Origin of the sequence: Nocardia jiangsuensis (genome assembly GCF_042650385.1) — a bacterium.
GTDB classification, from domain to species: Bacteria; Actinomycetota; Actinomycetes; order Mycobacteriales; family Mycobacteriaceae; genus Nocardia; species Nocardia jiangsuensis.
On the sequence record NZ_JBHSAX010000033.1, the window covers coordinates 456,155 to 478,797 of the forward strand.

The following is a 22,643-nucleotide window of genomic DNA, read 5'->3' on the forward strand; positions in this document are numbered from 1 at the left end:
TACTCTCGCGACGTAGCCCGGGGGGACGCTCCGCTCCGGTGCGCAGGGGTCTCCCCTGTCCAGGGCCTGGTAATGGCGAGGATGCCAGAGAATCATGAGGAAAACCTCACGTTCCTGTCTCGGCGCGGCGGCTACTCCCGAGTTTTCTCGTACTCCTGTACCAGAATGGAAGGGAACATGACCCTCCCTCACATTCGATCCCGCTGGTGAGGTCCATGGACACCCTCCGGAAACATGAGTGCCCCTCACATTGACCGTTACCGCATCGTTATAATCCCAGGTCGGGTTACTCGTGAGTAGAGACACTCCGCGCGGCGCTTCGCTCAAAGGCTTCCGGCCGGTAGAGTTTGGACGGCCGTACCAGCACGCGCGAGTGGCGGAATTGGCAGACGCGCCAGATTTAGGTTCTGGTGTCTTAGGACGTAGGGGTTCAAGTCCCCTCTCGCGCACATATGTTTGACAGCTCTGCTGTTCGGACGACTCGTCGCGTAGCTGGTGTTGCGGCCCGTAGCGGCGGTGACAGCCACTGTCGTTCCCTCGCTCGGCGACGCTCACTCTTCGGCGAGGTGGGCTGCCAATTGTTGAGCTCGCGTCAGCAGGGACTGGTACGTGCGGGGGTCCCGCTCGGCAAGCTTTTCGTAGTGCCGGACAGCTTCTGCCGCAGCGAATCGGCCGTCCTGACGGCGGCCGAGAGCGTCCAGGTCCACGGCGAGGTTTCTCATGCTCGCGGCGAAACTGGGCAGGTAGGTGTCGAGGCTCTTCTTGTCGAGTTTCCAGTAGAGCTTGGCGGCCTTCTCCTCGGTGGTGAGGGCTTCGTTTCGGCGGCCGAGGTTGCGCAGTCGGATCGCGAGGTCGCTCAGGGTGTCTGCCAGCAGCGGCTGGTAAGTGTCGGCGTGTTGTTCGGCCAGCCTCTGGTAGAGCTGTGCGGCTTCCTCGATGGCAGCCACGCCGTCCTCGTGGCGTTCGATGGCGTCGAGGTCTCGGGCGAGGCTCTCCAGGCAGGCCGCGAGGGCAGGCAGGAAGAGGCCGGCGCGTTCGTCGGCCAGCACCCGCTGAACACGGACCGCTTCTTCGGCGGCGGCCAGGGCGTCTTGGCGGCGGTCGAGGAATCTGAAGCGTACGGCGAGGTTGTGCAAGCTCGACGCGAGATCGGGCAGGAAGAGGTGGGGGCGGTGTTCGGCCAGTTTCCGGTAGATCAGGGTGATTTCCTGGCGCGCGGCGAGGCTGTCTTCGTGGCGATCGAGATCGGCCAGCCGATGTATGAGGGTGTCCAGGCTCTTGGCGAGCTCGGACTCGAAGGCATCGGGGTACTGCTCAGCCAGAACTCGGTCGATTCGGATGGCTTCCTCGGCAGCAGCCAAGCCCTCCTCGCGGCGGCCGAGATCGCTCAACCGGTCCGAGAGGAAGAGCAGGGCGGTAGAAAGTTTGGGCAGAAAAGCATCGGGGCGCTGGTCGGCCAGCACTCGATAGAGCCGAACGCCTTCCTCGACCGCAGCCAAGCCCTCCTCGCGGCGGCCGAGATTGCCCAGCCGCCTTCCGAGGTTGCTGGAGCTCATGGCGAAATCCGGCAAGAAGGCGTCGGGGTTTTGTTCAGCCAGCATTCGGTAGTGCCGGTCGGCTTCCTCGGCGGCGGCCAAGGCGTCTCCATGACGTCCCAGGCTGCCGAGCCGATTCGCGAGGTTGTTCAGGCACAATGCGAGCGTAGGTCGCGATGCGTCGGGGCGCCGCTCGGCCACCTTGCGGTAGATCTGGACGGCTTCCTCGGCGGCGGCCAATCCGTCCTCTCGGCGGCCGAGATCGCCCAAGTACATAGCAAGGTTGTTCAGACTCTTGGCGAGGTCGGACAAGAAGGCGTCGGGGCGTTGATCAGCCAGCGCTCGTCGGATGCGGACGGCTTCCTCGGCGACGACCAGGACATCTTCTCGGCGGCCGAGGTCGTCCAGACTGCTCGCGAGGCTGTCCAGACTCGTGGCCAGGGTGGGCAGAAAGGTGCTGGGTCGCTGTTCGGCCAGCGCCCGGCAGAGTTGAACGGTTTCCTGGGCTGCGGCAAGGCTGTCTTCCCGGCGGCCGAGTCTGCCCAGTCGGTACGTGAGATGGCTCAGAGCCCAAGCGAGCGTTGACGTGTCCGCATCGGTGGTCGCGCGCAGCCGGTCTACAAGGGGCTGCAGCAGTGCGATGGCAGTAGGGGCGAGAGCCTGCGTGTGCTGGGGAATGCGACCGTAGAGGTACTGGAGGGTCTTCATGTCGACGACGGGTACCGCGCGTTCGATCGCGGTGAGGAGTGGTTGGGGACTCTCCACGCGGGTGGCGATAGCGACCGCTGCGGGCAGGAGGTTGGCGCGGTTCCGGTCGCACCACCGAATGAGGTGCTCGCCGATCGCGGTGAGCGTGGGGTGGCCGGCCGCGCGGGTGCACACGGTCAGGAAGTACTCGGCCCGGGTGGGATCTCTGATGCTGGTGGCGAAGGCCTCGATAATGCTGGGACGGGCCGGGTCGAGGATGCGCTGGCCGACGAGGTACTCGGCGAGCCGGTCCGGCGCGAGGCCGCCGAAAGCAGTCGCGACCTGACCGGGGTAGAGGCTCATCAACCAAGCGCGCACCTTTCTCCGCGTGATCGCGGGTTGGTCGGCGAGATCCGGTATGCGCGCGATTACGAGATCGAGGTTGCGGTCGGTGGCCGGGCCGAGCACGACGGTGGCAGCAACGGTGTCTTCGAGCACCGGCATACCGAGTTCGGTCAGTCCGGCGGTCCCCATGGTCTTCTTCCAGTAGCGGCGCTCGTGCAGCAGAACGCGATCCTCCGGGCTGTGACCCACGCCGGTGGAGTCGAGGTCGGCCGCGGTGTCGAGCAGGTCGGCCAGGGCCTGCATCTGGACGCCGAGCACAGTGGTCCCCTTCCCGAGATCCCGCCGCGAGGATTCCAGCACCCCGGCGGCGACCCGTTCCCAGTCGTGGGCGTCGGTCTCCGGAAGGAAGGGCAGGGTACCGGCGAAGGCCGTGACCGCCGCCTCGAAGGTGGCTTCGCGTTCCGCGCGCGTCGAATCCAGGGGGGCCAACCTGGTGGTGTGGACCCGTTCGGTGATGTCCTCGGCGCTGACACTCTCCGCGGCGATGCTGGTCCACCAGTCACCGACCGTGCGAGCGAGCAGCAGCATCTTCACCTGCCTGTCCGCAGTCGCGGAGGCGACGGCTTCGAACAGCGCTTCGATCTGGCCGGGGCGGGACTCGGCGTAGTCGAGGATGACCAGGAGCGGGGTCTTCACCTCGCCGAGCACCTGCAACTTCTCGCCGTCCAGCTGAGCGGGGTCGAGCCACAGCACCGACCATCGTTCGGTGGCGAGCCGTTCGCCGAAGTAGTGCGCCAGCCGGGTCTTGCCCTGACCGCCGGGACCGTGCAGCAGCCACACTCCCACCCCGGGCTCGGCCGTCCACGCCTGCAGTTCGGCCAGAAGTTGCTCGCGACCGGACCGGAACGGCACCACCGCACGCCGCGCCTGCAGCAGGCTCGACGGTGACCCTAGCGGAGCCGAATACCGCAGCGGGGACTGCTGATCCATCAACCCGCCCAGCTCGACCGGCTCCCACCGCAACCCCGAGGACCCGGCGTGTTGCTCCACCGCCGCCCGGAACTCGGGCCGGGCCAGCAGCACGTAGGCGGGCACCGCCGACAGCGCCGCGTGCGAACGGTGCGCGGGATCGGCGGCGATAACCCCGGTCAGCAACCTACCGCAGAACACACCGGCCCCGGAGATCCCCTTCCACGGCGAGCCACCCAGGGCGGCGGGCGGGTGATCGTCGAGTTCGACCACGTAGCGGTTGTGCACGGTGCCGCTGCCCGGATTGATCCGCCCGGTGTGCTGTGCGGTCTCCGCCGCGGAACCGTTGCGCTGGGCGAAGTCCGGCAATCCCCACGTCTGGCACTTCGTGCCGGGCCGATCGGTGACGAGCCTGCCCCACGCCACCGGTCGCGTCTGCTCCGGCTTCCAGGCCGGATCGTCCAGCAGGACCAGCGCAGCGTCGTCGCGTCCACCCGGGGTACCCCGCCACACCACCGTGCCGGTGAAACGGCCTGCGATTCCCGGCCGGGATACCGCGGCATTCGTCTCGCTGGCACCGACGACGTGCGCCGAGGTCAGCACCAGCCGTGGCGCGATCAGATATCCCGATCCCGCCACCACCCCGGTGACCCGGAGCACCCGCTCAGCCTGCACGGCCCCGCCCCTTCCGAACTCTACGGGGCGATACGCTGGGACAGATCCCCTTGACCGTCCTCGTCGACGGCGCGGTCGCTGCCGACCAGCACATCCCCGCCGCCGGGCGCCTGCGGAGTCAGGGTCAGCGTGACCCGCTGCTTCCGAGTATGTGCGGCGCCTGCCTCGACATCGCCGGTCACCACCCATGCCTTGAAGCCGGCCTTGGCCTTCGCATCCCGCCGCAACTCGACCTCGAACGACAGCTCGATCGGCCCTACCGCGAACGGCAACCCCGAGCTACTGCCCCTGGCCGCCGCCGCCAGCAACTCGTCTCGCAACACCGCGACCGCATCACTCAGCTCGATCTCCACGATCACCCTCCCGCCACCGAACCCGGCCCACGCATGCACCGGCCCGGCGACCGTAACGGAAACTTCCGTCCCGCAACATCGTTCGAACTACCGACACTCGGCCGTCCGCACCGGCGGAACCAACCTCCGACACCCGCGCCACACCGGACCATCACGGGTTGGAGACCGGCTCTCGCCGGCGATCCCGTTCGCGGGGCCCACCGCAACGCGCCGACCTCGAGCCACCCGAGCCAGAACCCGGACAGCTGGGTGGTGTCCGCGATCAGCGTCGCCGAAGCTTCATCCCGCGGGCGGGCAGCGTCCGCCGCCGGATAGAAGCCCGGTTGCTCGAGGCACGGTTCGTTCATGTACGCGATGCCGCGCAGTGATACCTTCGCCGATTTCGTTGCGAGTCGGTTATCGAACATATGTTCTATTCTGCGGTACGCTCCCCCGGTGACCACTCATTCGACCGCTCCGGCGCACTACGCCCCCGCACCCGGCTGGCCGGACCTGGCCGATGCCGACCTGCTCCGCACCCTCGTCGAGACCGAACGCCGCAGGCGGCGGCTGGACGCCGCTATGCGCGCGGCCGTCGCCGAGGCCGAGCGGCGGGGGCTCGCCGTCGACACCGGGTATCGGGATACCGCCGAGTTGCTGACCGATCTGCTCCGGATCAGCGTGCAGGAGGCGCGCAGGCGGATCGAGTTCGCCATTCCGCAGGGGCGGCCACGGGCGCGGAAGGTGTGGAAGGTGCTGGCGGCGGCCAGCTGAGAAGGCGGGGGTCAGGTGGGGCGGGGGGCGTACATGATGACCGCGACGCCTGCGAGGCAGAGCAGGGCGCCGGTGACGTCGTAGCGGTCGGGGCGGAAGCCGTCCAGGGCCATGGCCCACAGGAGCGAGCCCGCGACGAACACTCCGCCGTACGCGGCCAGGATGCGGCCGAAGTTCGCGTCGGGTTGCAGGGTGGCGACGAAGCCGTAGGCGCCGAGCGCGATCACTCCGGCGCCGATCCAGAGCCGGCCGCGGTGCTCGCGGACGCCCTGCCAGACCAGCCAGGCGCCGCCGATCTCGGCGAGGGCGGCCAGGGCGAACAGCAGGATCGAGCGCAGCACCGTCACGGGAGGCGACGGTATCGCGGTACGGCCCACCGTGGTCTTGCCGGTGCGGATAGACGGGGCCGCGCGGGCGACCGCGGTGACGGAACTCGCGGACTCCCACCCTCGAGCCCTGAGCTAGGTTAGCCTTGGCTCAATTGCGCCGGAGCGACTTTCGGCACCGGACCGAGGGGTTGGCCCCGATGAAGGAGACGACGATGCACGCTGTCCGGACCCCGCGGGCCGCCAGGCGCGCGGTGATCGCCGCCGTGGCGGGCGTGCTCGCGCTCGGCATCGCCGGCTGCGGATCGGACTCCGGTTCCGGCGGCGGCGGTGCCGGCTCGGTCACCGTCACGCACGCCCTCGGCGAGACCACCGTGGACGGGACGCCCGCCAAGGTCGTGGCGCTCGGGAATCAGTGGCTGGACACCACGCTGGCCTTCGACGTGGTGCCGGTCGGGTATGTCGACAATGTGGCGATCGCCTCGCGCACCACGCCGCCGTGGCAGCCGGACAAGCTCGGCTCGGCGAAGTCCATCGCGAGCATGGCGGGGATCGCCGAGCAGGTGGCGGCGCTGGAGCCGGATCTGATCCTGGCCGATCCGTTCATCGCCGACCAGGCGACCTACGACAGCCTGTCCAAGATCGCGCCGACCATTCCGGGGCTGTCGAAGAACTCCGCGGCGGTGTGGCAGGACCAGGTGACGGCGCTCGGCAGGGTGCTGCGCCGGGAGGGTGACGCCGCGGCGATCATCGGCGGGGTGCAGGACAAGATCGACGGCATCGTGGCGGCCAATCCGGGGCTGAAGGGCAAGACCTACGCCAGCACCTGGCTCGGCACCCCCACCCAGCTGATGGTGCTCACCGACGCGTCGGACGGGTCGGGGCAGGTGTTCACGGCGCTCGGCCTCACCATCCCGAAGAACCTGACCGACCAGCCCGCCACCGGCGGCAGGCTGGCGCTCTCCACCGAGCGCGTCGACGAGATCACCGCGGACCTGCTGCTGGCGGGGTACTCCCCCGGCTACGACGAGAAGTTCCGCCAGCTGCCCGGCTACGGCGCGCTGCCCGCGGTGCAGAACAACGCGACGGTCTTCCTGAACACGATGGAGATCACCGCCGTCAACCAGCCGACCGTGCTCTCGGTGCCGTTCATCCTGGACAAGCTGAACCCGGCCCTGGTCGCGGTGGGCAGCCGGTAGGGACGCGCTGATGTCGTCCGGTGAGACGCGGCTCGCACTCCGAGCCGGTGCCACCTGTGTGGTCACGCCCGCGGGGGCGGTGCTGCTGAACCCGCCGCGGAAGCAGAAGCTCAGCGGGTTGCCCCGGGGGCAGCTGCTCGCGCTGAAGACGCTCAATCGCGGGCCGGCCACGGTCGCCGAGCTCGCGACGGCCGCGGGCGAGGACGTCACCCCGCTGCTGGACCGGCTCGCCGGGGCGGGCTGGCTGGCGGTCACGGTGCGCGCGGAGGGGCGCGACCTGTACACGGTGCTGCCGTTCGGCATTCCGCCGCAGGGCGAGCCCGCGCCGCTGCCGCCGGCCGCCGCCCTCTCCAAGTTCGCGGTGCTGCATCGCGACGCGGACGGGTTCGTGCTGGAACACCCGCTGTCCTGGTGCGACATCCGGATCCACGATCCGCGGTTCCTTGCGCTGCTGGAGCCGTCCGGCTCGGGGTTGCCCGCGGCGGACCGCTTCCGGGCCGATCTGCGCCGCGGCGGTTTCCTGGCCGACCCCGCCGCCGAGGCGCAGGAGTTCACCAGCCGCAGCTGGAGCGCGCCGGACCTGTGGTTCCACCGCCGCAGCACGCTCGGCGAACGCGTCGTGACCTGGGAGCACTTCGGCCCGACGAAGTGGGCGAAGGGGCAGTTCCCGCAGCCGCCCGCGCGCAAGCCGGGCTACCCGGCGGAGCCGATCGCGCTGCCGCGCCCCGACCTGGACGCCCTGCGCGCCACCGACCCCACGCTCACCGCCGTGCTGGAGGACCGGGTCTCCACCCGCGCCTTCGACGACGCCGCGCCGATCACGCTCGCGCAACTCGCCGAGCTGCTCTTCCGCACCGCGCGGAGCCGGGGGGTGCGGTCCGAGGTGCCCGGTGAGGAGCTGGTCTCCAAGCCGTATCCGAGCGGGGGCAGCGTGTACGAGCTGGAGCTGTATCCGGTGGTGCGCGATGTGGTGGGGCTGGCGCCGGGCATGTACCACTACGACGCGCACGAGCACGCGCTGCGGCCGGTCGCCGATGCGGCGAGCCCGGCGGTGTCGACGCTGGTGAAGTCCACCTCGGCGACGCTCGCCGACGGCGCGGAGCCGCAGGTGCTGCTGGTCATCGGGGCCCGCACCGGGCGGGTCATGTGGACCTACGAGCAGGTCTCCTACGCGGTGATCCTCAAGCACGTCGGGGTGCTCATGCAGACCGTGTACCTGGCCGCGACGGCCATGGGGCTCGGCGCCTGCGCGCAGGGGTTCGGCGACACCGCCGCGTTCGTCAGCGCAGCGGGCGTTGACGAACTCGAGGAGTGCAGCGTCGGCAGCATCATCGTCGGGACGCCGCTGCCCGGCTGATCCCGGGCGCCGAGCACGCCCGGGATCGCGGCGCGGCTAGCCCGAGGCCATGACCTCCTCGTCGGTCATGGCCGCCACCTCGAGGTAGAGCCGGGCGACCACCGGCAGCCGGCCGGGGGTGCCGCGCTCGGCCTCGCGCGCGGTGAGCCGGGCGGCGAGCGCGGCGACGGTGCGGGTGGCGAAGACGTCGGAGACCAGGGCGTGGTCGGTCTCCAGCCACTCCCTGACCCGGGCGACGAAGGTGGTCGCGAGCACGGAATCGCCGCCGAGACCGAAGAAGTCGTCCTGCACGCCGATGGGGGCGGAGCCGAGGACGCCGCGCGCGATGTCGGCGAGCGCGGCCTCCAGGTCGTCGCGCGGCGCGACGTGCTCGGCCGCGCCCGCCGCGGGTTCGAGCAGTGCGAGTACGGCGCGGCGGTCGAGCTTGCCGTTGTCGGTGAGCGGCATCTGCGCCAGGTGCTCGATCCGGGCCGGGATCATGTAGCCGGGCAGCAGCTCGGCGAGCGCGGCGGTGGGATCGCCGATATCGGCTCCGGAGACGGCGGCCACCAGCTTCGGGCCGATGACGGCGGCGACCGCGTGCCGCACCCCGGGCACGGTGCGCAGCGCGCTCTCCACCTCGCCGAGCTCGACCCGGTAGCCGCGGAGCTGCACCTGGTGGTCGGCGCGGCCGAGGAATTCGATGGTGCCGTCCGGCCAGTACCGAGCCAGGTCGCCGGTGCGGTACCAGCGCAGCCCGTCGTGCTCGACGAAGCGCTCGGCGGTGCGCTCCGGATCGTTGCGGTAGCCGGCCGCCACATTCGCGCCGCCGACCCAGAACTCGCCGGGGACCCAGTCGGGGCAGTCCCGCCCGGCCTGCGAGACCACGCGGCAGCGGACATTGCGCAGCGGCACCCCGAACGGCACCGTCGCCCAGTGCGCGGGCGGTTCGCCGCGCACCTCGCAGATGGTGTTGTGGATCGAGGTCTCGGTCGCGCCGCCGAGACCGGCGAACCGGCAGCCGGGCACCTGCTTCGCGAGCCTGCGGGCCAGGTCGGCGCCGACCCAGTCGCCGCCGAGCGTCACCGCGCGCAGCGCGTCGCCGAGCCGGTCGCCGCCGATCTCCAGGATCATGTCGAGCATGCTCGGCACGCAGTTCAGGATGGTGACCCGGTGCTCGCGCAGCAGCCGCACCCAGGTGGTGGCCTCGGCGCGCTGCTCGGCGTCGACCGCGACGATCGCGCCGCCCGCCGCGAACATGCCGAAGATGTCGTAGACCGAGGCGTCGAACTCCAGCGCCGAGAGCGCGAGCACCCGATCGGCGGGGCCGACGCCGAAGTGCTCGTTCACCGCGTCGATGGTGTTCATGGCGCCGCGGTGCGGCACCTCGACGCCCTTGGGTTTCCCGGTCGAGCCGGAGGTGAAGATGACGTAGGCGATGGCCTCGGGGTCCGGGTACACCGGCTGCGCCAGCGGGTCTGCCCAGCCGCGGGCCTCGTCGACGGCCACGGTCGTGACATCGGGGCCGAGGTCGGCGCCCGGCACGGTGAGCGCGACGGCGACGTCGCCGGTGCGGAGGATCTCGGCGCGCCGGGCAGCGGGCTGGTCGAACCCGATGGGCACGTACGCGGCGCCCGCCGCGAGCACGCCGAGCACGGCGAGGATCTGATCCGGCCCCTTCGGTAGCTGGACCGCGACGGCGTCGCCGGGGCGCACGCCGGCGGCGGTGAGCGCGCCCGCCACGGCCAGCGCGGCCTTCGCGAGCTCGCCGTAGCTCCAGCCCGGCTCGCCGAGCACCGCGGGTGCGGCGGGGGTCGCGGTGGCGTGCTCGAAGAAGCCCTGGTGCAGGCGGCGGCCGCTGACCGGGCCGTCGGTGGCGTTCACGGCGGCCCGCACCGCGGCCTGCGCGGCCGGGAGCGCGGGGGCGGCGCCGGCCACCCAGCCGTCGGCGCCGGCGCCGAGCCGGGCGACGGCGGCGGTGTAGTGCGCGAACATGGCGTCGACCAGGCCGGCCGGGAAGGCGGACTCGCGCACGTCCCAGTTCAGCAGCAGCCCCCCGCGCACCTCGGTGACCTGCGCGTCCAGCAGCACCTGCGGGCCCTGCGAGATGATCCAGACCGGGTCGCCGAAGGTCTCGGTGACCCGCTCCGCGAACAGCTCGCCGAGGTTGAGGGCGCTGGTGTAGACGATCGGGGCCAGCACCGGTTCGCCGCGCTGCCTGCCCAGGTCGCGCAGCACCTCCAGCCCGGACCAACCGGCGTGCGCGCCGCTCTCGTGCACGGCGCGCTGCAGGGCCCGCGCCCGCTCGGTCACCGTCAGCTCCGCGGTGACGTCCACGTCGAGCATGATCGAGGAGGTGAAATCGCCGATCACCCGGTCGATCTCGGGGTGCACCGGCTCGCGGTGGAAGAGCGGCACATTGAGCAGGAAGCGGCTCCGCGCGGACCAGCCGCCGATGGTGTCGGCGAAGACCGCGGCCAGCGCCATGGCCGGGGTGATGCCGCGCTCGTGTGCGGCGGCGAGCAGCCGCTGCTTGGCCTCGGGGGCGAGCCAGTGGTCGTAGCGGACGGTGCGGTGCGGTGCGGTGCGCTCGCCCACCGGGACCGTCGGCAGTTCGGGGGCGCCGGGGAGCTCGGGTAGCCGTCGTTGCCACCACCGGCGGTCGCGCTCCCCTATCGCCTCGTCCGCGCGCTGCTCGGTGCGGTAGCGGCGGTAGGTGTAACCGGGGGCGGTGATGGTGGCGCCGTGGTAGAGCTCGGCGAGTTCGGCGACGAGGACGCGGTAGCTCATGGCGTCGCCCGCGATCATGTCGACGTCGAGGTGCAGCCGGCAGCGGTCGCCGGGGCGCAGGGTGAGGGTGACGTCGAGTACCTGGCCGTCCTCGATGGCGAGGCGCTGGTGGGTCTTGCTGTCGCGCAGCCGGTTCAGCTCGGCTTCGGGCTCCCGGTGGTCGCGGAGGTCGATGACGGTGCAGACCGGGCGGCCGGGGGCGGGCAGCGTCTGCTGGGTGCCGTCGGGGAGCACCCGGGTGCGCAGCATGGGGTGCGCGGCGACCAGGTCGGCCACCGCCCGTTCCAGGCGGGCGGGATCGATCGGGCCGCCGTCGAATTCGACGTAGAGGTGCGCGGCGACGCCGCCCAGCTCCTGCTCGTCGGCGCGGCCGATCCAGTAGGCGTGCTGCATGGTCGCGAGCGGGAAAGGCTCGTCGTCGGCGCCGGGGTCGGGCGGGGTCGGCGCCGGGGGCTCCGGCTCGTGGACGCCGAGCAGCTCCTGCCAGGCCGCCACGGTGGGGGCGGCGGCGAGCTGGGCGAAGTTGATCGCGGCGCCGCGCTTGCGCCAGCTGCCTGCCAGTTTCATGATGCGGATGGAGTCGAGGCCGAGTTCGATCAGATCGGCGTCGGCGTCGATCGCGTCCGGTTCGACGGCGAGGGCGGCCGCGACGGCGGCGGTGATCTCGGTCCGGTCGATGGCCGCGGGGGTTCCGGTGCTGTCCACGGTGCTCACTTCCTGCCCGGTTCGATGTCGCGGATGGCGATGAAGACGCGCTGGTCGAGGGCGGCTATCGGGTGGTCGGGCCGGGGCAGGACCAGGTCGGGGGTGAGGCGGGCGGCGCGGAGTTCGGCACGCCACTCGTCCTCGGTGAGGAAGATACGGTCGGTGCCCGCGCGCACGTCGGTCAGGCCGGCGTGCGGTTGGCCGGGCTGGGGAGACATGAGCAGGTGCACCGAGGTGAGTTGTTCGCAGTGCGCGTGGCAGGTCTCGATCACGACCAGCGCGCCCCCGGGTCGCAGCAGGTCGTGCAGTTGCCGCAGGGTGGCGCCGATGTCGTGCGCGTTGTGCAGGACGTTGGCGGCGATCACGATGTCGGCGGGGGCGAGGGTGCCGAGGTCGCGATTCATGTCGACCAGGGCGTATCGCATCCACGGGTAGCGGGCGAAGCGGTGCTCGGCGGCGGTCAGGAAGAAGTCGGAGACGTCGGTGAAGTGGTATTCGACCGGGAGGCCGTCCAGGGCCGCGGCGACGTCGTCGGTGGTGCCGCCGATGCCTGCGCCGAGTTCGAGGATGCGGGCCGGGGTCTGGCGGCGGGTGCTGCCGGTGACCAGGTCGGCGACCGCGCGGCCCGCGGCGAGGTTCAGGTATCTGCTGCTCAGGTTGTCGCGGTAGGCGGCTTCGGCGGTGGTCATGTCGCCGTTCGGGAAGAGCAGCTCCTGGAGGCGCATGGTGTCCTGGACGAGTTCGGTCAGGTGGTCGTCGGAGGACTGGAGGAACTCGGCCAGCGGCCGGGGGTAGCCGAGGTCGGCGCAGACCTGTACCAGGTCGGGGCGTTGCGGGGGTGCGACCTCGCGGACGTAGCGGTAGCCGGTGGGCTGATCGCCGGTGAGGCAGCCGTCGGTGGTGAGGGCTTGGAGCCATTGGCGGAGTAGCCAGCGGTGCCTCGGGGCGAAGTGGAGGCGGTCGGCGAGTTCGTCGGTGGTGCGGGGCTCGGTGGGCGACAGGTGGGGGCGGAGGGTGGTGAGCATGGCGCGGAGGCCGAACAGGTCCATGTCGCGGCGGGCGGAGTGGAAGGTGTTCTCGTCGAAGTCGGCCGGGATCGCGCGCTGGGCCGCCGCTTTCGCCCGGGTGAGCCGGGCGGCGGGGGTGAGTTCCGCGGTTTCCGGGTCGGCATGAGGGGGCGGCGCTGCCGAGGCCACCGGGGTCGGTGCGTGCGGTGGTGCCGGGGCGTGTGACGGCGTCGGCGAAACCGAGGGGCCGGGCGGTCCTGCTGAGACCGAAGCGTTGGCCCCCGCCGCTGGGACCGGAGCCGGGGTGGCTGCGGGTATGCCGATGAGCCGGACGACGTCGTTCAGCGATGCTCCGCCGATGAGCTCCGACACCGGTATGTCTGCGTTGAACGTGCTCGCGACCTGCCTGCGCAGCGCGAGCGCCTGCAGCGAGTCGAGACCGATGGCGACCAGGGGGCGGGTGCCGTCGATGGCGGCGGCATCATCGGCGCCGATGATGCCGGCCAGCAGCCCGGCGACTTGCGCGGCCACGTCACCCGTAGGCTCGGTTCGCCCGGGCTCGGCACCGGGCACGCGCTCGGCGATTTGCGCGGGGTGCGCGACATGCGCGGGCGAAGTGGCGTGTGCGCGTCGGGTGGACGCGCCGGGGGTCTCCAGGTCGGTGAGCAGTGGCCCGTATCCGTACGCGCCGAGGACATTTCGACCGCGCTCCCAGTCGAAGGCGGCGACCGCGGCGTCGGCGCGCAACCCGCCGAGGCCGAGTGCGAGCGCGTCGGCCGATGCCATCGGCAGGTAGCCGACCTCGGCGAGCCCGGCGAGCTCGGCGGCACCGCTGCCGCGGAACACCGCCCACTGACCCCACTGCACGGCCACGCAGCGCCGCCCGCGCGCGCGGTACCGCTTGGCGAGCGCGTCCACCAGGCGGTTGGCGGCCGCGTACAGCACGGTGCCGCGACCGCCGATGGTGGCGGCGAGCGAGGAGCAGAGCACGATCTCGCACTCCGGCGCCAGCCGCTCCAGCACCACCTCGAGCCCGACCACCCGGCCGCGCATGGCCCGTTCGACCTGGTCAGGGGTGATGTCGGTGAGTCCGCCCGCACCGATCGCCGCATTGTCGGCGGCGGCGTGCAGCAGCAACCCCACCTCCGCGAGCCGACCGCCGAGCGCGGCAACGGCATCGGGGTCGGCGATATCGCAGGCGAGGACCTCGATCTCGGCGGGGCCGAGCGCGCGGAGCCGGCGCAGCCGCGCGGTGACCGCCGGGGTTTCGCCGGAGCGGCTGAGCAGCGTCACGCGGCGCGCGCCGGAGCGCACCGCGTGCTCACAGAACTCGAGGCCGAGGCTGCCGGTGCCGCCGGTCACGAGCACATCGGCGGCGCGGATCGGACCGGCGAGCAGCGCGGCCGGGTCGGCCTCGGTGAGGCGCTTGGCGTAGAGGTTGCCGTCGCGCAGCGCCAGTTCCGGCTCCGCCGCGGTGTGCAGGGCGGTGACGATGGCGGGTGCGGTGTGCTCGGCGCCGAGGTCGAGGTGCCGGAAGGCGATGCCGGGGTACTCCGCGCTCGCGGAGCGGAATCCGGCGCTCGCGGCGGCGTGTACCGGGTGCGGCGGGGGGTCCTCGGGCAGCACCGCCTCGCCGCCGGTGGTGATCAGCCAGTACTCGGTGATCGCTGTGCCGGGTGCGGTCCACCAGCTGCGCTCGCCGAGGAAATCGGCGAGTTCGCGGACTGCCGCCGCGGCGTCCGGTGCCGGGCGCGTGGGGAGCAGCACCACGACGGTGTCGATATCGTCCGCGGGGGTGTCCGGGCCGAGCAGTCGTCCGTCGAGCCCCTGCCTGCTCGCGTACTCGGCCAGCTCGGTGGCGAACGCGCCCTGCTCGCCGGTGTGGTCGACGATGCCGAGCCGCCGCGGCGCGGTGACCGAGCGCTGGTTCAGACGGACCCAGTTCTCCGCCAGCAGCTGCGGTTCCGGCCCCGTGGCCACGGCGGTTCGCGCCCCGCTGGTTCGATCGGCCCGACCACGCCCGACGGCGGGGGAATCGGTGCGATCGACGTGCCCGCGTCCGATGGAGGTGTCGTGCGGCAACCACAGCGTGAGCTCGTTCATGGCGACATTGGGGAAGTCGAGCAGCGGTGGCGCGGGCGGGGTCTCGGCGCCGGTGCGCAGACCGTCCCAGGAGAATCCGAGGTCCGCGACGGCGAGCTCGACCAGGTTGCGCGTGAACTCGCGCAGGTCGGTCGCGGTGCGCAGCGAGGTGCCGAGAGTCCTGGTGGCGGGCAGCTCGGTCAGGTTCTCCTCGATGGCGAGGTGCAGCGTGGGATGCTCGGCGAGTTCGACGAAGGTGTCGATGCCGCCGGCGACGGCGGTGCCGATCGCGCGGTCGAAGCGCACGGGGTTGCGCAGGTTCCAGAACCAGTACTCGTCGACCGGCAGTTCCGGGGTCACGGCGGCGCCGAGCGTCGAGCCGATGCAGGGGATCTCCGAGTCGAGGAAGCGGGTGCTGTCGAGCCGGCTGTGCACCGCGTCGTGGATCAGGTCGCGGAACTCGTTGAGCAGCACCGTGTGCGCCGGATAGCCGACCTGGATGACCCGGGCGAAGCGCCCGCGCTCGGCGAGCGCCTCGACCACCGCCCGCACGGTGTGCCGCTCCCCCGAGACCCCGACCATGCGCGGCGCGTTCCGCACCGAGACCTGGGCCCAGCCTGGCAGCCGGGCGATGACATCCTCGCACTCCTCGCGGTCGGCGGCGACCACCGCCATGGCGTAGCGATCGGAGGCGATCTTGTCCACGGCGTGCGCCCTTGTCCCGACCACGACGACGGCATCGGCCAGGCTCATCGCCCCCGACAGACACGCGGCGGCGATCTCGCCCTGGCTGTGCCCGACGGTGGCGGCGGGCCGCACGCCGAACGACCGCCAGAGCGCGCCGAGCGCCACCATCTGGGTGAAGAGCGCGGGCTGCACGACGGCGGCGGACTCCTCCGCCTCGTCGCCGGTGCCGAGCAGGTAGGGCAGCGGGGACGCGCCGAACTGCTCCTCGAACAGGGCGGCGCAGCGATCGGCCTCGGCCCGGTACGCCTCGACCCCCGCGTAGAAGACCCGGCCCATGCCGCGCCGCTGGGTACCTTGGCCGGGCAGCACGAAGGCGACGGTCCGCTCGGTGGCGGGCTCCACGGCGGGGTGCGACCCGTCCCGCACGGCGGCCAGCGCGGTCACCAGCCCGGCCCGGTCGGTGACGGCGAGCAGCGCCCGATATCTGCGCGCGACCCTGGTGCGCAGCAACTGCTCCGCCACCCGCCCCGGCGCGACGGCCGGGTGCTCGGCGAGGTAGCCGAGCAGGGCAGCGGCCTCGGCCCGCAGCAGCGCGGGGCTGTCCGCGGAGAGCAGCACCGGGATCGACCCGTCGGGCAGGCGATGGCTAGGCATCGTCGTTCTCCTCGTTGACCGGCATCGCGAGGATCGCGTGCGCGTTGGAGCCGCCCGCGCCGAACGAGGAGACCGCGCCGTAGCGCTGGCCGCCCCTCGGCTCCCACGGCTCGACCTTCGTTGCGAGGCGCAGACTCGACCGCTCCCAGTCGACCTTCGTGGTCGGGTTGTCGGCGAACAGGGTCGGCGGGATGCGGCCGTGCTGCCCGGCCAGCAGCAACTTGACCAGGCCGAGCATCCCCGCCGCGGCCTGGGCGTGGCCGGCGTTCGACTTCACCGAGCCGAGCAGCGGGGCGGAGCCGGCCGCGCCGTAGGTGTTCTGCAGCGCGCGCAGCTCGACCGGGTCGCCGGCGCGGGTGGCGGTGCCGTGGCCCTCGATCATGCCGATGTCGGCGGGGTCGATCCCGGCCTTGGCGATGGTGCTGCGGATCAGCCGCTCCTGGGCGTCGGTGCGCGGCACCAGGATCGGCTTGCCCGCGCCGTTGTGGTTGTGGTGTGAGGCGAGCAGCCTGCCGTGGATCCGGTGCCCGAGCTCCCGCGCCCGCGACTCGCGCTCGACGACGACGACCCCGGCTCCCTCGCCCCACAGCGTGCCGGTGGCGTCGTCGGAGTACGAGCGGCAGTGCCCGTCGGCGGAGAGCGCGTTGTGCCTGGCGAACTCGTAGAACGCGATCGGCGAGCCCATCACGCAGACGGCGCCCGCCAGCGCCCACTCGCAGTCACCGTCGCGGACCGCGGCGGCCGCCAGGTGCAGGGCGGTGATCGAGGAGGCGCAGGCGGCGTCCACCGTCATGGACGGCCCGATCAACCCGAGGCAGTGCGAGATCCGCGCGGCGGCGCTGAGCAGCCCGTGGCCGATGATCCGCAGCCCGCTGTACTCGTTGACCTGCGCGCCCGGCGGCCCGTACTCCATCGGCGAGCAGCCGATGAAGCAGCCCGCGTCGGCACCGGCCAGCGCGCCCGGGTTGAGCCCGGTGTTCTCCAGCGCGCGCCACGCCACCCGCAGCGCGAGCCGCTGCTGCGGGTCGGTGGCGATGGCCTCGCGCTGGGCGATCCCGAAGAATGCCGGGTCGAAATCCGCGGCGCCCGTGAGGAAGCCGCCCGCGTCCCGCACGGTGCCCCAGCCGTCCAGCTCGGAGACCGAGAGCAGCTCGTCGAGCGGCCAGCCGCGATCCCGGGGAAAGGCGCCGATCAGCTCGGCCGAGGATTCCAGCGCCGACCAGTAGGCGCGCGGGGTGTCGATGCCGCCGGGCGCCTCGACGGCGAAGCCGGCGATGACGACGGGGTCGGCGGCGGTCATGCCTGCTTCGCCAGCAGCTCGGTGACCGCGGCGAGGTGCTGCTGCAGGTAGAAGTGCCCGCCCTCGAACAGGGTGACCTCGACGTCGTCGCTGTGGCTGCTCCAGCCGTGCAGGTCGGCCATCGAGACGATGGGGTCGCGGTCGCCGCCGATGGCGTGCACCCTGGTCGCCACCCGCACCGTCTCCGGGCAGCGGTAGGCCTCGGAGGCGCGGTGGTCGGCCTTGATCGCGGGCAGCGAGAACCGCATCATCTCCCGGCTGGCGAGCACGTCGGCGTCGATGCCCTCCAGCGAGACCAGGTGGTCGAGCAGCTCCTCGTCGCCCTCGGGGGTCGGCTCGCGGAACTGCGCGCGCGAGGGCGCCACCGCGGCCGAGACGGTGAGCTGCCTGACGTCGACGCCCGCCGCGATGGCCAGCCGCGCGAACTCGAAGGCGACGAAGGCGCCCATGCTGTGCCCGAAGACGACGATCGGGGTGTCCCGGTTGTACGGCGACATCCGGAATTCGCCGTAGGCGCCGACCGCGATGTCCGGCAGCGAGCCGAGCGCGGGCTCCGCGGCGCGGTCCTGGCGGCCCGGGTACTGGAAGACGATGACGTCGTAGTGCGCGGCCAGCGCGGCGGAGAACTCCCGGTAGGCGGAGGCGCCGGCACCGGCGTGCGGGAAGATCAGCAGCGGCAGCCGGTGCGGCGAGTCCGCCTCGTGGAACTTCCTGATCCACCCCTGGTTGTGCTGCATGCTATCGGTCCGCCTTCCTGGAGAGAGCCGCCACGGCGCGGCTCAGAAGTGCTGCGAGATCATCGATCTCGGTGTCGGTGAAGAGTGCGCTGCTCCAGCGCCAGGTGAGCGTCAACTCGGGGCCGGGGCCGACCGCGGCGATCAGCCCGAGCGCGTAGCGCAGCGGCAGCGCGGGCTCCGGCGCGGTGGGCAGCGCGGCGGCGAGCGCGGGGTCGGTGACCATACCCCAGGCCCGCTCGCCGCCGCCGAGCAGGTCGGTGCGGCCCAGGTAGTTGAACTCCAGCTGCGGCCACGGGGCGTCGGCGAGCTCGGGCACCCGCGCCACCGACCGCAGCAGCCCGAAGTCGAGTCCCTGCGCGGGGACCGCCGCCAGCTGCGCGACCACCGAGTCGAGCAGTGCGCGTGCCGCCTCGGGGTCGCGCTCGGCCTCCTCGACCCCGATCGCGGCACCCGCGCCGAGCCGCACCGGGTAGGGCGCGGAGAACCAGCCGACGGTGCCCGAGGTGTCGGCGCCGACCTCCGCGTCGGCGCGGCCGTGGCTCTCCAGCCCGACCAGGGTGCCGCCGTCGGCGGGCTGCCCGCGCTCGCGCCGCCGGGAGACCACGGTCAGCGCCAGCGCCGCGAGCAGCAGTTCGCGCAGGCCGTCGCCGCGGGCGGCGGTGCCGAGCAGCCGCGCGGTGGTGGTGGCGGGCACGGTCGTGGTGGTGAGCCGCAGCGCCGCCCAGGTGTCGCCGGGGGCGAGCGGGCGGCGCCCGAACGTGGGGTCGGGGCCGCGCAGCTGCCCGGCCCAGTACTCGCGCTGGGCCAGCACCCCGGGGGTCTCCGCGCGCTGCCACAGCAGCCGTGACCAGTGCCGGTAGCTGGTCGCCTCGGCGACGGCCTCGGGGACGGCGCCCGCCTCCAGCTGCTCCCAGGCGGCGGCCAGGTCGGCGAGCACGATGCCCCAGGACACCACGTCGATGGCGAGGTGGTGCACGGTGAGCAGCAGCAGGTCGCCGCCGGGTGCGCCGCGCAGCCACACCGCGCGCACCAGCGCGCCCGCCGCCGGGTCGAGTGCCGCCAGCGCGGCTTCGCTCTGCGCGGCCAGCGTGGCGGGGGCGTCGGCGGTGGCGTCGGCCTCGGTGAGGATGTCGGCCGCGGCGACGGTGCCTGGCTCGCGGGTGATCAGGAAAGGTCCGTCGGCAGTCTGGTCGAGGTAACCGCGCAGGGTGTCGTGGCCGTCGAGCACCGCCTGCAGCACCGCAGCCAGATCCGCGCGGGTCAGCCCCGCGGGCAGCCGGGTGAGCAGGCTCTGGGCGAGCCTGCGGGAGACCGGGAGGCCGTGCAGCCACTGGACGATCGGCAGCGGCGGCACCGGGCCGTAGCCGCGCTCCGCGGGGTCGGGTGCGGGTTGCGCCGCTGCCTGGTCGAGCGCGGCGGCCAGATCCCGGATCGACGGCGCCGCCAGGACCGTGCGCACATCGAGCGCGAGGCCGTGCCTGCGCGCCCGGTTCACCAGGGAGATGGCGACGATGCTGTCCATGCCGAAGGCGAAGAAGTCCTCCTCGACGCCGGGGGTGCGGCCGTCGAAGACCTCGGTGAGCATGGTGGCGAGGGTGCGTTCGGTCTCGGTCTCGGGGGCCGCCGCGCCGCTCCCGGCCAGCGCGGCCTCGGCGCGCTCGGCGAGTGCGCGGACGTCGAGTTTGCCGTTGCTCGTCACCGGCAGCTCGGGCAGGGCGAGCAGCCGGGCCGGGATCATGTAGGCGGGCAGCCGCTCGGCCAGCTCGGCGCGGAGCGCGACGGTGTCCGGCTCAGTGTCGGACACCACGAACCCGACAAGGGTGACCGCGTCGCCGCGCCGCACGACGGTCGCGGCCGCCGCGGTGATGCCGGGCGCGGTGCGCAGCGCGGTCTCCACCTCGCCGATCTCGATGCGGTAGCCGCGGATCTTCACCTGGTCGTCGGCCCGTCCCAGGTAGCCGATGGCACCGCCGGGCAGCCCGCGCACCAGGTCGCCGGTGCGGTACATCCGCGCGCCGGTGCCGGTGGGGTCGGCGACGAACCGCTCCGCGGTGGTCCCCGGGCGCCCGGCGTAGCCGCGGGCCAGCTGCGCGCCCGCCAGGTACAGCTCCCCCACTGCGCCCGCCGCGGCCGGGCGCAGCCGCGAATCCAGCACGTGCGCGGTCGTTCCCGCGGTGGGCGCGCCGATGGTCGGCGTAGGGCCGGCGGTGGTGACGTCGGCGACCACCGCCTCCACCGTGGTCTCGGTCGGGCCGTAGCAGTTGTGCACCGCGACCCCGGGGAGCGCGCGCAGCCGGGCCCACAGCTCGGTATCGATGGCCTCGCCGCCGAGCGCGAGCACCGCGGGCGGTTGCTCCAGCAGGCCGGCGGCGGCCAGCTGCCGGAACATGGACGGCGTGGTGTCGATCATGTCGATGGCGTGCTCGCGGAGCTCGGCCACCAGGCGGGTGGCGTCGCGCAGGGTGGCCTCGTCGACGAGGTGCACGGCGTGTCCGTCGAGCAGCCCGGCCAGCGGCTGCCAGGAGGCGTCGAAGCTCATTGACCAGGCGTGGGCGATCCGCAGTCGGCGGCCGAGCCGTCCGGTGGCCGGGCGGAGGACCCGGGCGCGGTGGTCGGTGAAGTACGAGACCACCGCCGCGTGCGTACCCGCCACGCCCTTGGGCTCGCCGGTCGAGCCGGAGGTGAAGATGAGGTAGGCCAGGTTCGCGGGGTGCGGCGCCGCGGCCACCGGGTCGGCCGTGGCGCGACCGGGCAGGTCGACGTGGTCGAGGTCGAGCAGCGAGGCCGGGTCGAGCGGGAGCGCCGGGTCGAGTTCGCCACTCGCGACCACGATCAGCGCCGGATTCGATTGCCGCAGGATGGAGCGCACCCGGGCGGCGGGCAACGCGACGTCGACCGGCACGTAGGCGGCGCCCGCGGCGAGCACCGCGAGCAGCGCCACGATCGCGCGCTCGGAGCGCGGCAGGTACAGCGCGACAACGTCGTCCGGGCCGACGCCGCGCGCCACCAGCTCGGCGGCGAGGCCCCTGGCCCGCGCGGTCAGCTCGCGATAGGTGAGCGCGCCGTCGCCGCTGCTCAGCGCGATCGCCTCCGGGGTGGCGGCGGCCTGCCGCTCGATCAGCGCGAAGAGCGTGGCCTCCGGCTCCAGCTCCGGCAGCGCGGGCGTCGCCGCGGCGCGGGACGTGTGCTCGGCGGCGGTGTCCAGGTCGTCGCAGCGCAGCTCGGCCGCCTCCGGCAGCCTGCGCAGCACCGCGAGCAGCGCGGCGCCGATGTCCGCGGGCGGGAAGGGAATCGCCGCGGCGTCGGCCTCGACCACGACCGCGAGTTCGTCGCCATCCAGGTAGGCGACGAGGGTGAGCGGGTAGTGCGTGAGGTTCTTGGCCATCTGCGGCCGGAACCCGACCCCGCCGGCCGCGCCGCCGCCGAGCACCTCGGTCATCGGCGCGTTCTGGAACACGAAGAGCGTGTCGAAGAGCGCGCTGTGCCCGGCCGCGCGCTGTACCGCCGACAGGCTCAGGAACCCGGCATCGCGCATGGCCGCCGACTCCCGCTGCAGGCGCAGGCACTCCGCCCCTGCCGTGGCAGCCGGGTCCAGCTCGAAGGCCACCGGGATGGTGTTCAGGAACAGCCCGACCATGCGTTCCACCCCGGCGATGCTCTCCGGCCGCCCGGTCACGATGGTGCCGTAGACGACGTCGCGGCGGTCGGTCAGCCGGGACAGCAGCAGCGTCCAGGCGAACTGCACCGCCGAGTTCACGGTCAGCCCGTGCCCGCGGGACCAGCCGCGCAGCCGCTCGGTGTCGCCCGCGCCGAGCCCGAAGCGGGTGACCTCGGCGATACCGCCCGCGGCGGTACCGTCGGCGACCATCAGCGGCCCGCTCAGCAGTTCCAGCTTCGCGCGCCACCACCGCTGCGCCTCGGACATGTCCTTGGCGGCCAGCCAGCCGATGTAGTCGCGGTAGGGCCGGGCGGCGGGCAGCGCGTCCGTAGCGCCCCCGGCCGCGTACAGCGCGCGCAGTTCGCCGAAGAGCACGCCGAGCGACCAGCCGTCCAGCAGGATGTGGTGCACGGCGAGGATCAGCCGCGCCCGGGGCGTGCCGTCCCGGCCCGGCGGCAGCGTCACCAGGGTGGCGCGCAGCGACGGCCCGCTGCCCAGGTCGAACGGGCGCGCGACCTCGTCGGCCTCGATCCGGGCCAGCTCCTCGTCGCGGGCGGCGCGCTCGGTCCAGGGCAGCGCCACCGCGCGCGGGACGATCTGCACCGGCCGGGGCAGATCGCGGTCCCAGAACACCGCGCGCAGGTTGGGGTGCCGCCGCAGCAGCGCCACCAGGCAGCGCCGCAGCAGCGCCGCGTCCAGCGGGCCGTCGAGGTCGACGACGAACGGGATCGTGTAGACGTCGGGGCCGTCGCCCGCCAGCCGGGCCAGCGAGAAGAGCCCCTCCTGCAGCGGGCTCAGCGCCAGCACGTCCTCGATCTCGGCCGGGGCCTCGGTCATCCGGTTCT

At 72.8% G+C, this 22,643-nt stretch carries 11 protein-coding genes and 1 tRNA gene; 4 read left to right on the plus strand and 8 right to left on the minus strand.

Annotated elements, in window-relative coordinates; genetic code table 11:
• Positions 1 to 367: 367 nt before the first annotated feature.
• Positions 368 to 449 (plus strand) — tRNA-Leu (locus ACFO0B_RS30755).
• Positions 450 to 551: 102 nt separating this feature from the next.
• On the opposite strand, the gene ACFO0B_RS30760 is transcribed toward ACFO0B_RS30755, so the two are convergent.
• Together ACFO0B_RS30760 and ACFO0B_RS30765 are read right to left on the minus strand one after the other, a co-directional pair.
• Positions 552 to 4,211 carry a tetratricopeptide repeat protein gene (locus ACFO0B_RS30760; RefSeq protein WP_378617035.1) on the minus strand — a complete coding sequence of 1,220 codons (3,660 nt, stop codon included), beginning with the start codon at positions 4,209 to 4,211 and terminating at the stop codon, positions 552 to 554.
• A gap of 20 nt (positions 4,212 to 4,231) precedes the next feature.
• Positions 4,232 to 4,564, minus strand: a complete 333-nt coding sequence (locus ACFO0B_RS30765) for a trypco2 family protein (RefSeq protein ID WP_378617037.1) — start codon at positions 4,562 to 4,564, stop codon at positions 4,232 to 4,234.
• 435 nt (positions 4,565 to 4,999) lie between these two features.
• On the opposite strand from ACFO0B_RS30765, the gene ACFO0B_RS30770 reads away from it, so the two are divergent.
• Positions 5,000 to 5,317 carry a DUF222 domain-containing protein gene (locus ACFO0B_RS30770; RefSeq protein ID WP_378617039.1) on the plus strand — a complete coding sequence of 106 codons (318 nt, stop codon included), beginning with the start codon at positions 5,000 to 5,002 and terminating at the stop codon, positions 5,315 to 5,317.
• Positions 5,318 to 5,328: 11 nt separating this feature from the next.
• On the opposite strand, the gene ACFO0B_RS30775 is transcribed toward ACFO0B_RS30770, so the two are convergent.
• A complete protein-coding gene (locus ACFO0B_RS30775; RefSeq protein ID WP_378617041.1) occupies positions 5,329 to 5,664 on the minus strand; it encodes a YnfA family protein in 336 nt (111 codons plus the stop codon).
• Between the two features lie 194 nt (positions 5,665 to 5,858).
• Here ACFO0B_RS30775 and ACFO0B_RS30780 point away from each other — a divergent pair, with 194 nt between their 5' ends.
• A complete protein-coding gene (locus ACFO0B_RS30780) occupies positions 5,859 to 6,842 on the plus strand; it encodes an ABC transporter substrate-binding protein (RefSeq protein ID WP_378617043.1) in 984 nt (327 codons plus the stop codon).
• A gap of 10 nt (positions 6,843 to 6,852) precedes the next feature.
• Positions 6,853 to 8,199: a SagB family peptide dehydrogenase gene (locus ACFO0B_RS30785; RefSeq protein ID WP_378617045.1), complete on the plus strand. Its 1,347-nt coding sequence runs from the start codon at positions 6,853 to 6,855 to the stop codon at positions 8,197 to 8,199.
• A 36-nt stretch (positions 8,200 to 8,235) separates the two neighbouring features.
• Here the strand turns inward: ACFO0B_RS30785 and ACFO0B_RS30790 are convergent, their stop codons facing one another.
• The 5 genes from ACFO0B_RS30790 to ACFO0B_RS30810 are packed head-to-tail and all read right to left on the minus strand — an operon-like array spanning position 8,236 to position 22,635.
• Entirely contained in the window at positions 8,236 to 11,673 is a 3,438-nt protein-coding gene (locus ACFO0B_RS30790; RefSeq protein ID WP_378617047.1) for an amino acid adenylation domain-containing protein, read from the minus strand.
• A gap of 5 nt (positions 11,674 to 11,678) precedes the next feature.
• Positions 11,679 to 16,103, minus strand: coding sequence for a nocobactin polyketide synthase NbtC (nbtC, locus tag ACFO0B_RS30795; protein WP_378617049.1), 4,425 nt, complete (start codon positions 16,101 to 16,103; stop codon positions 11,679 to 11,681).
• Complete coding sequence (locus tag ACFO0B_RS30800; protein ID WP_378617051.1) at positions 16,096 to 17,403, minus strand: beta-ketoacyl [acyl carrier protein] synthase domain-containing protein; 1,308 nt, start codon at positions 17,401 to 17,403, stop codon at positions 16,096 to 16,098. The genes nbtC and ACFO0B_RS30800 overlap by 8 nt, the downstream gene beginning before the upstream one ends.
• Positions 17,400 to 18,140 carry a thioesterase II family protein gene (locus ACFO0B_RS30805; RefSeq protein ID WP_378617053.1) on the minus strand — a complete coding sequence of 247 codons (741 nt, stop codon included), beginning with the start codon at positions 18,138 to 18,140 and terminating at the stop codon, positions 17,400 to 17,402. Before ACFO0B_RS30805 ends, ACFO0B_RS30800 begins: the two co-directional genes overlap by 4 nt.
• Position 18,141: 1 nt before the next feature.
• Positions 18,142 to 22,635: a non-ribosomal peptide synthetase gene (locus ACFO0B_RS30810; protein ID WP_378617055.1), complete on the minus strand. Its 4,494-nt coding sequence runs from the start codon at positions 22,633 to 22,635 to the stop codon at positions 18,142 to 18,144.
• Positions 22,636 to 22,643 lie beyond the last annotated feature (8 nt).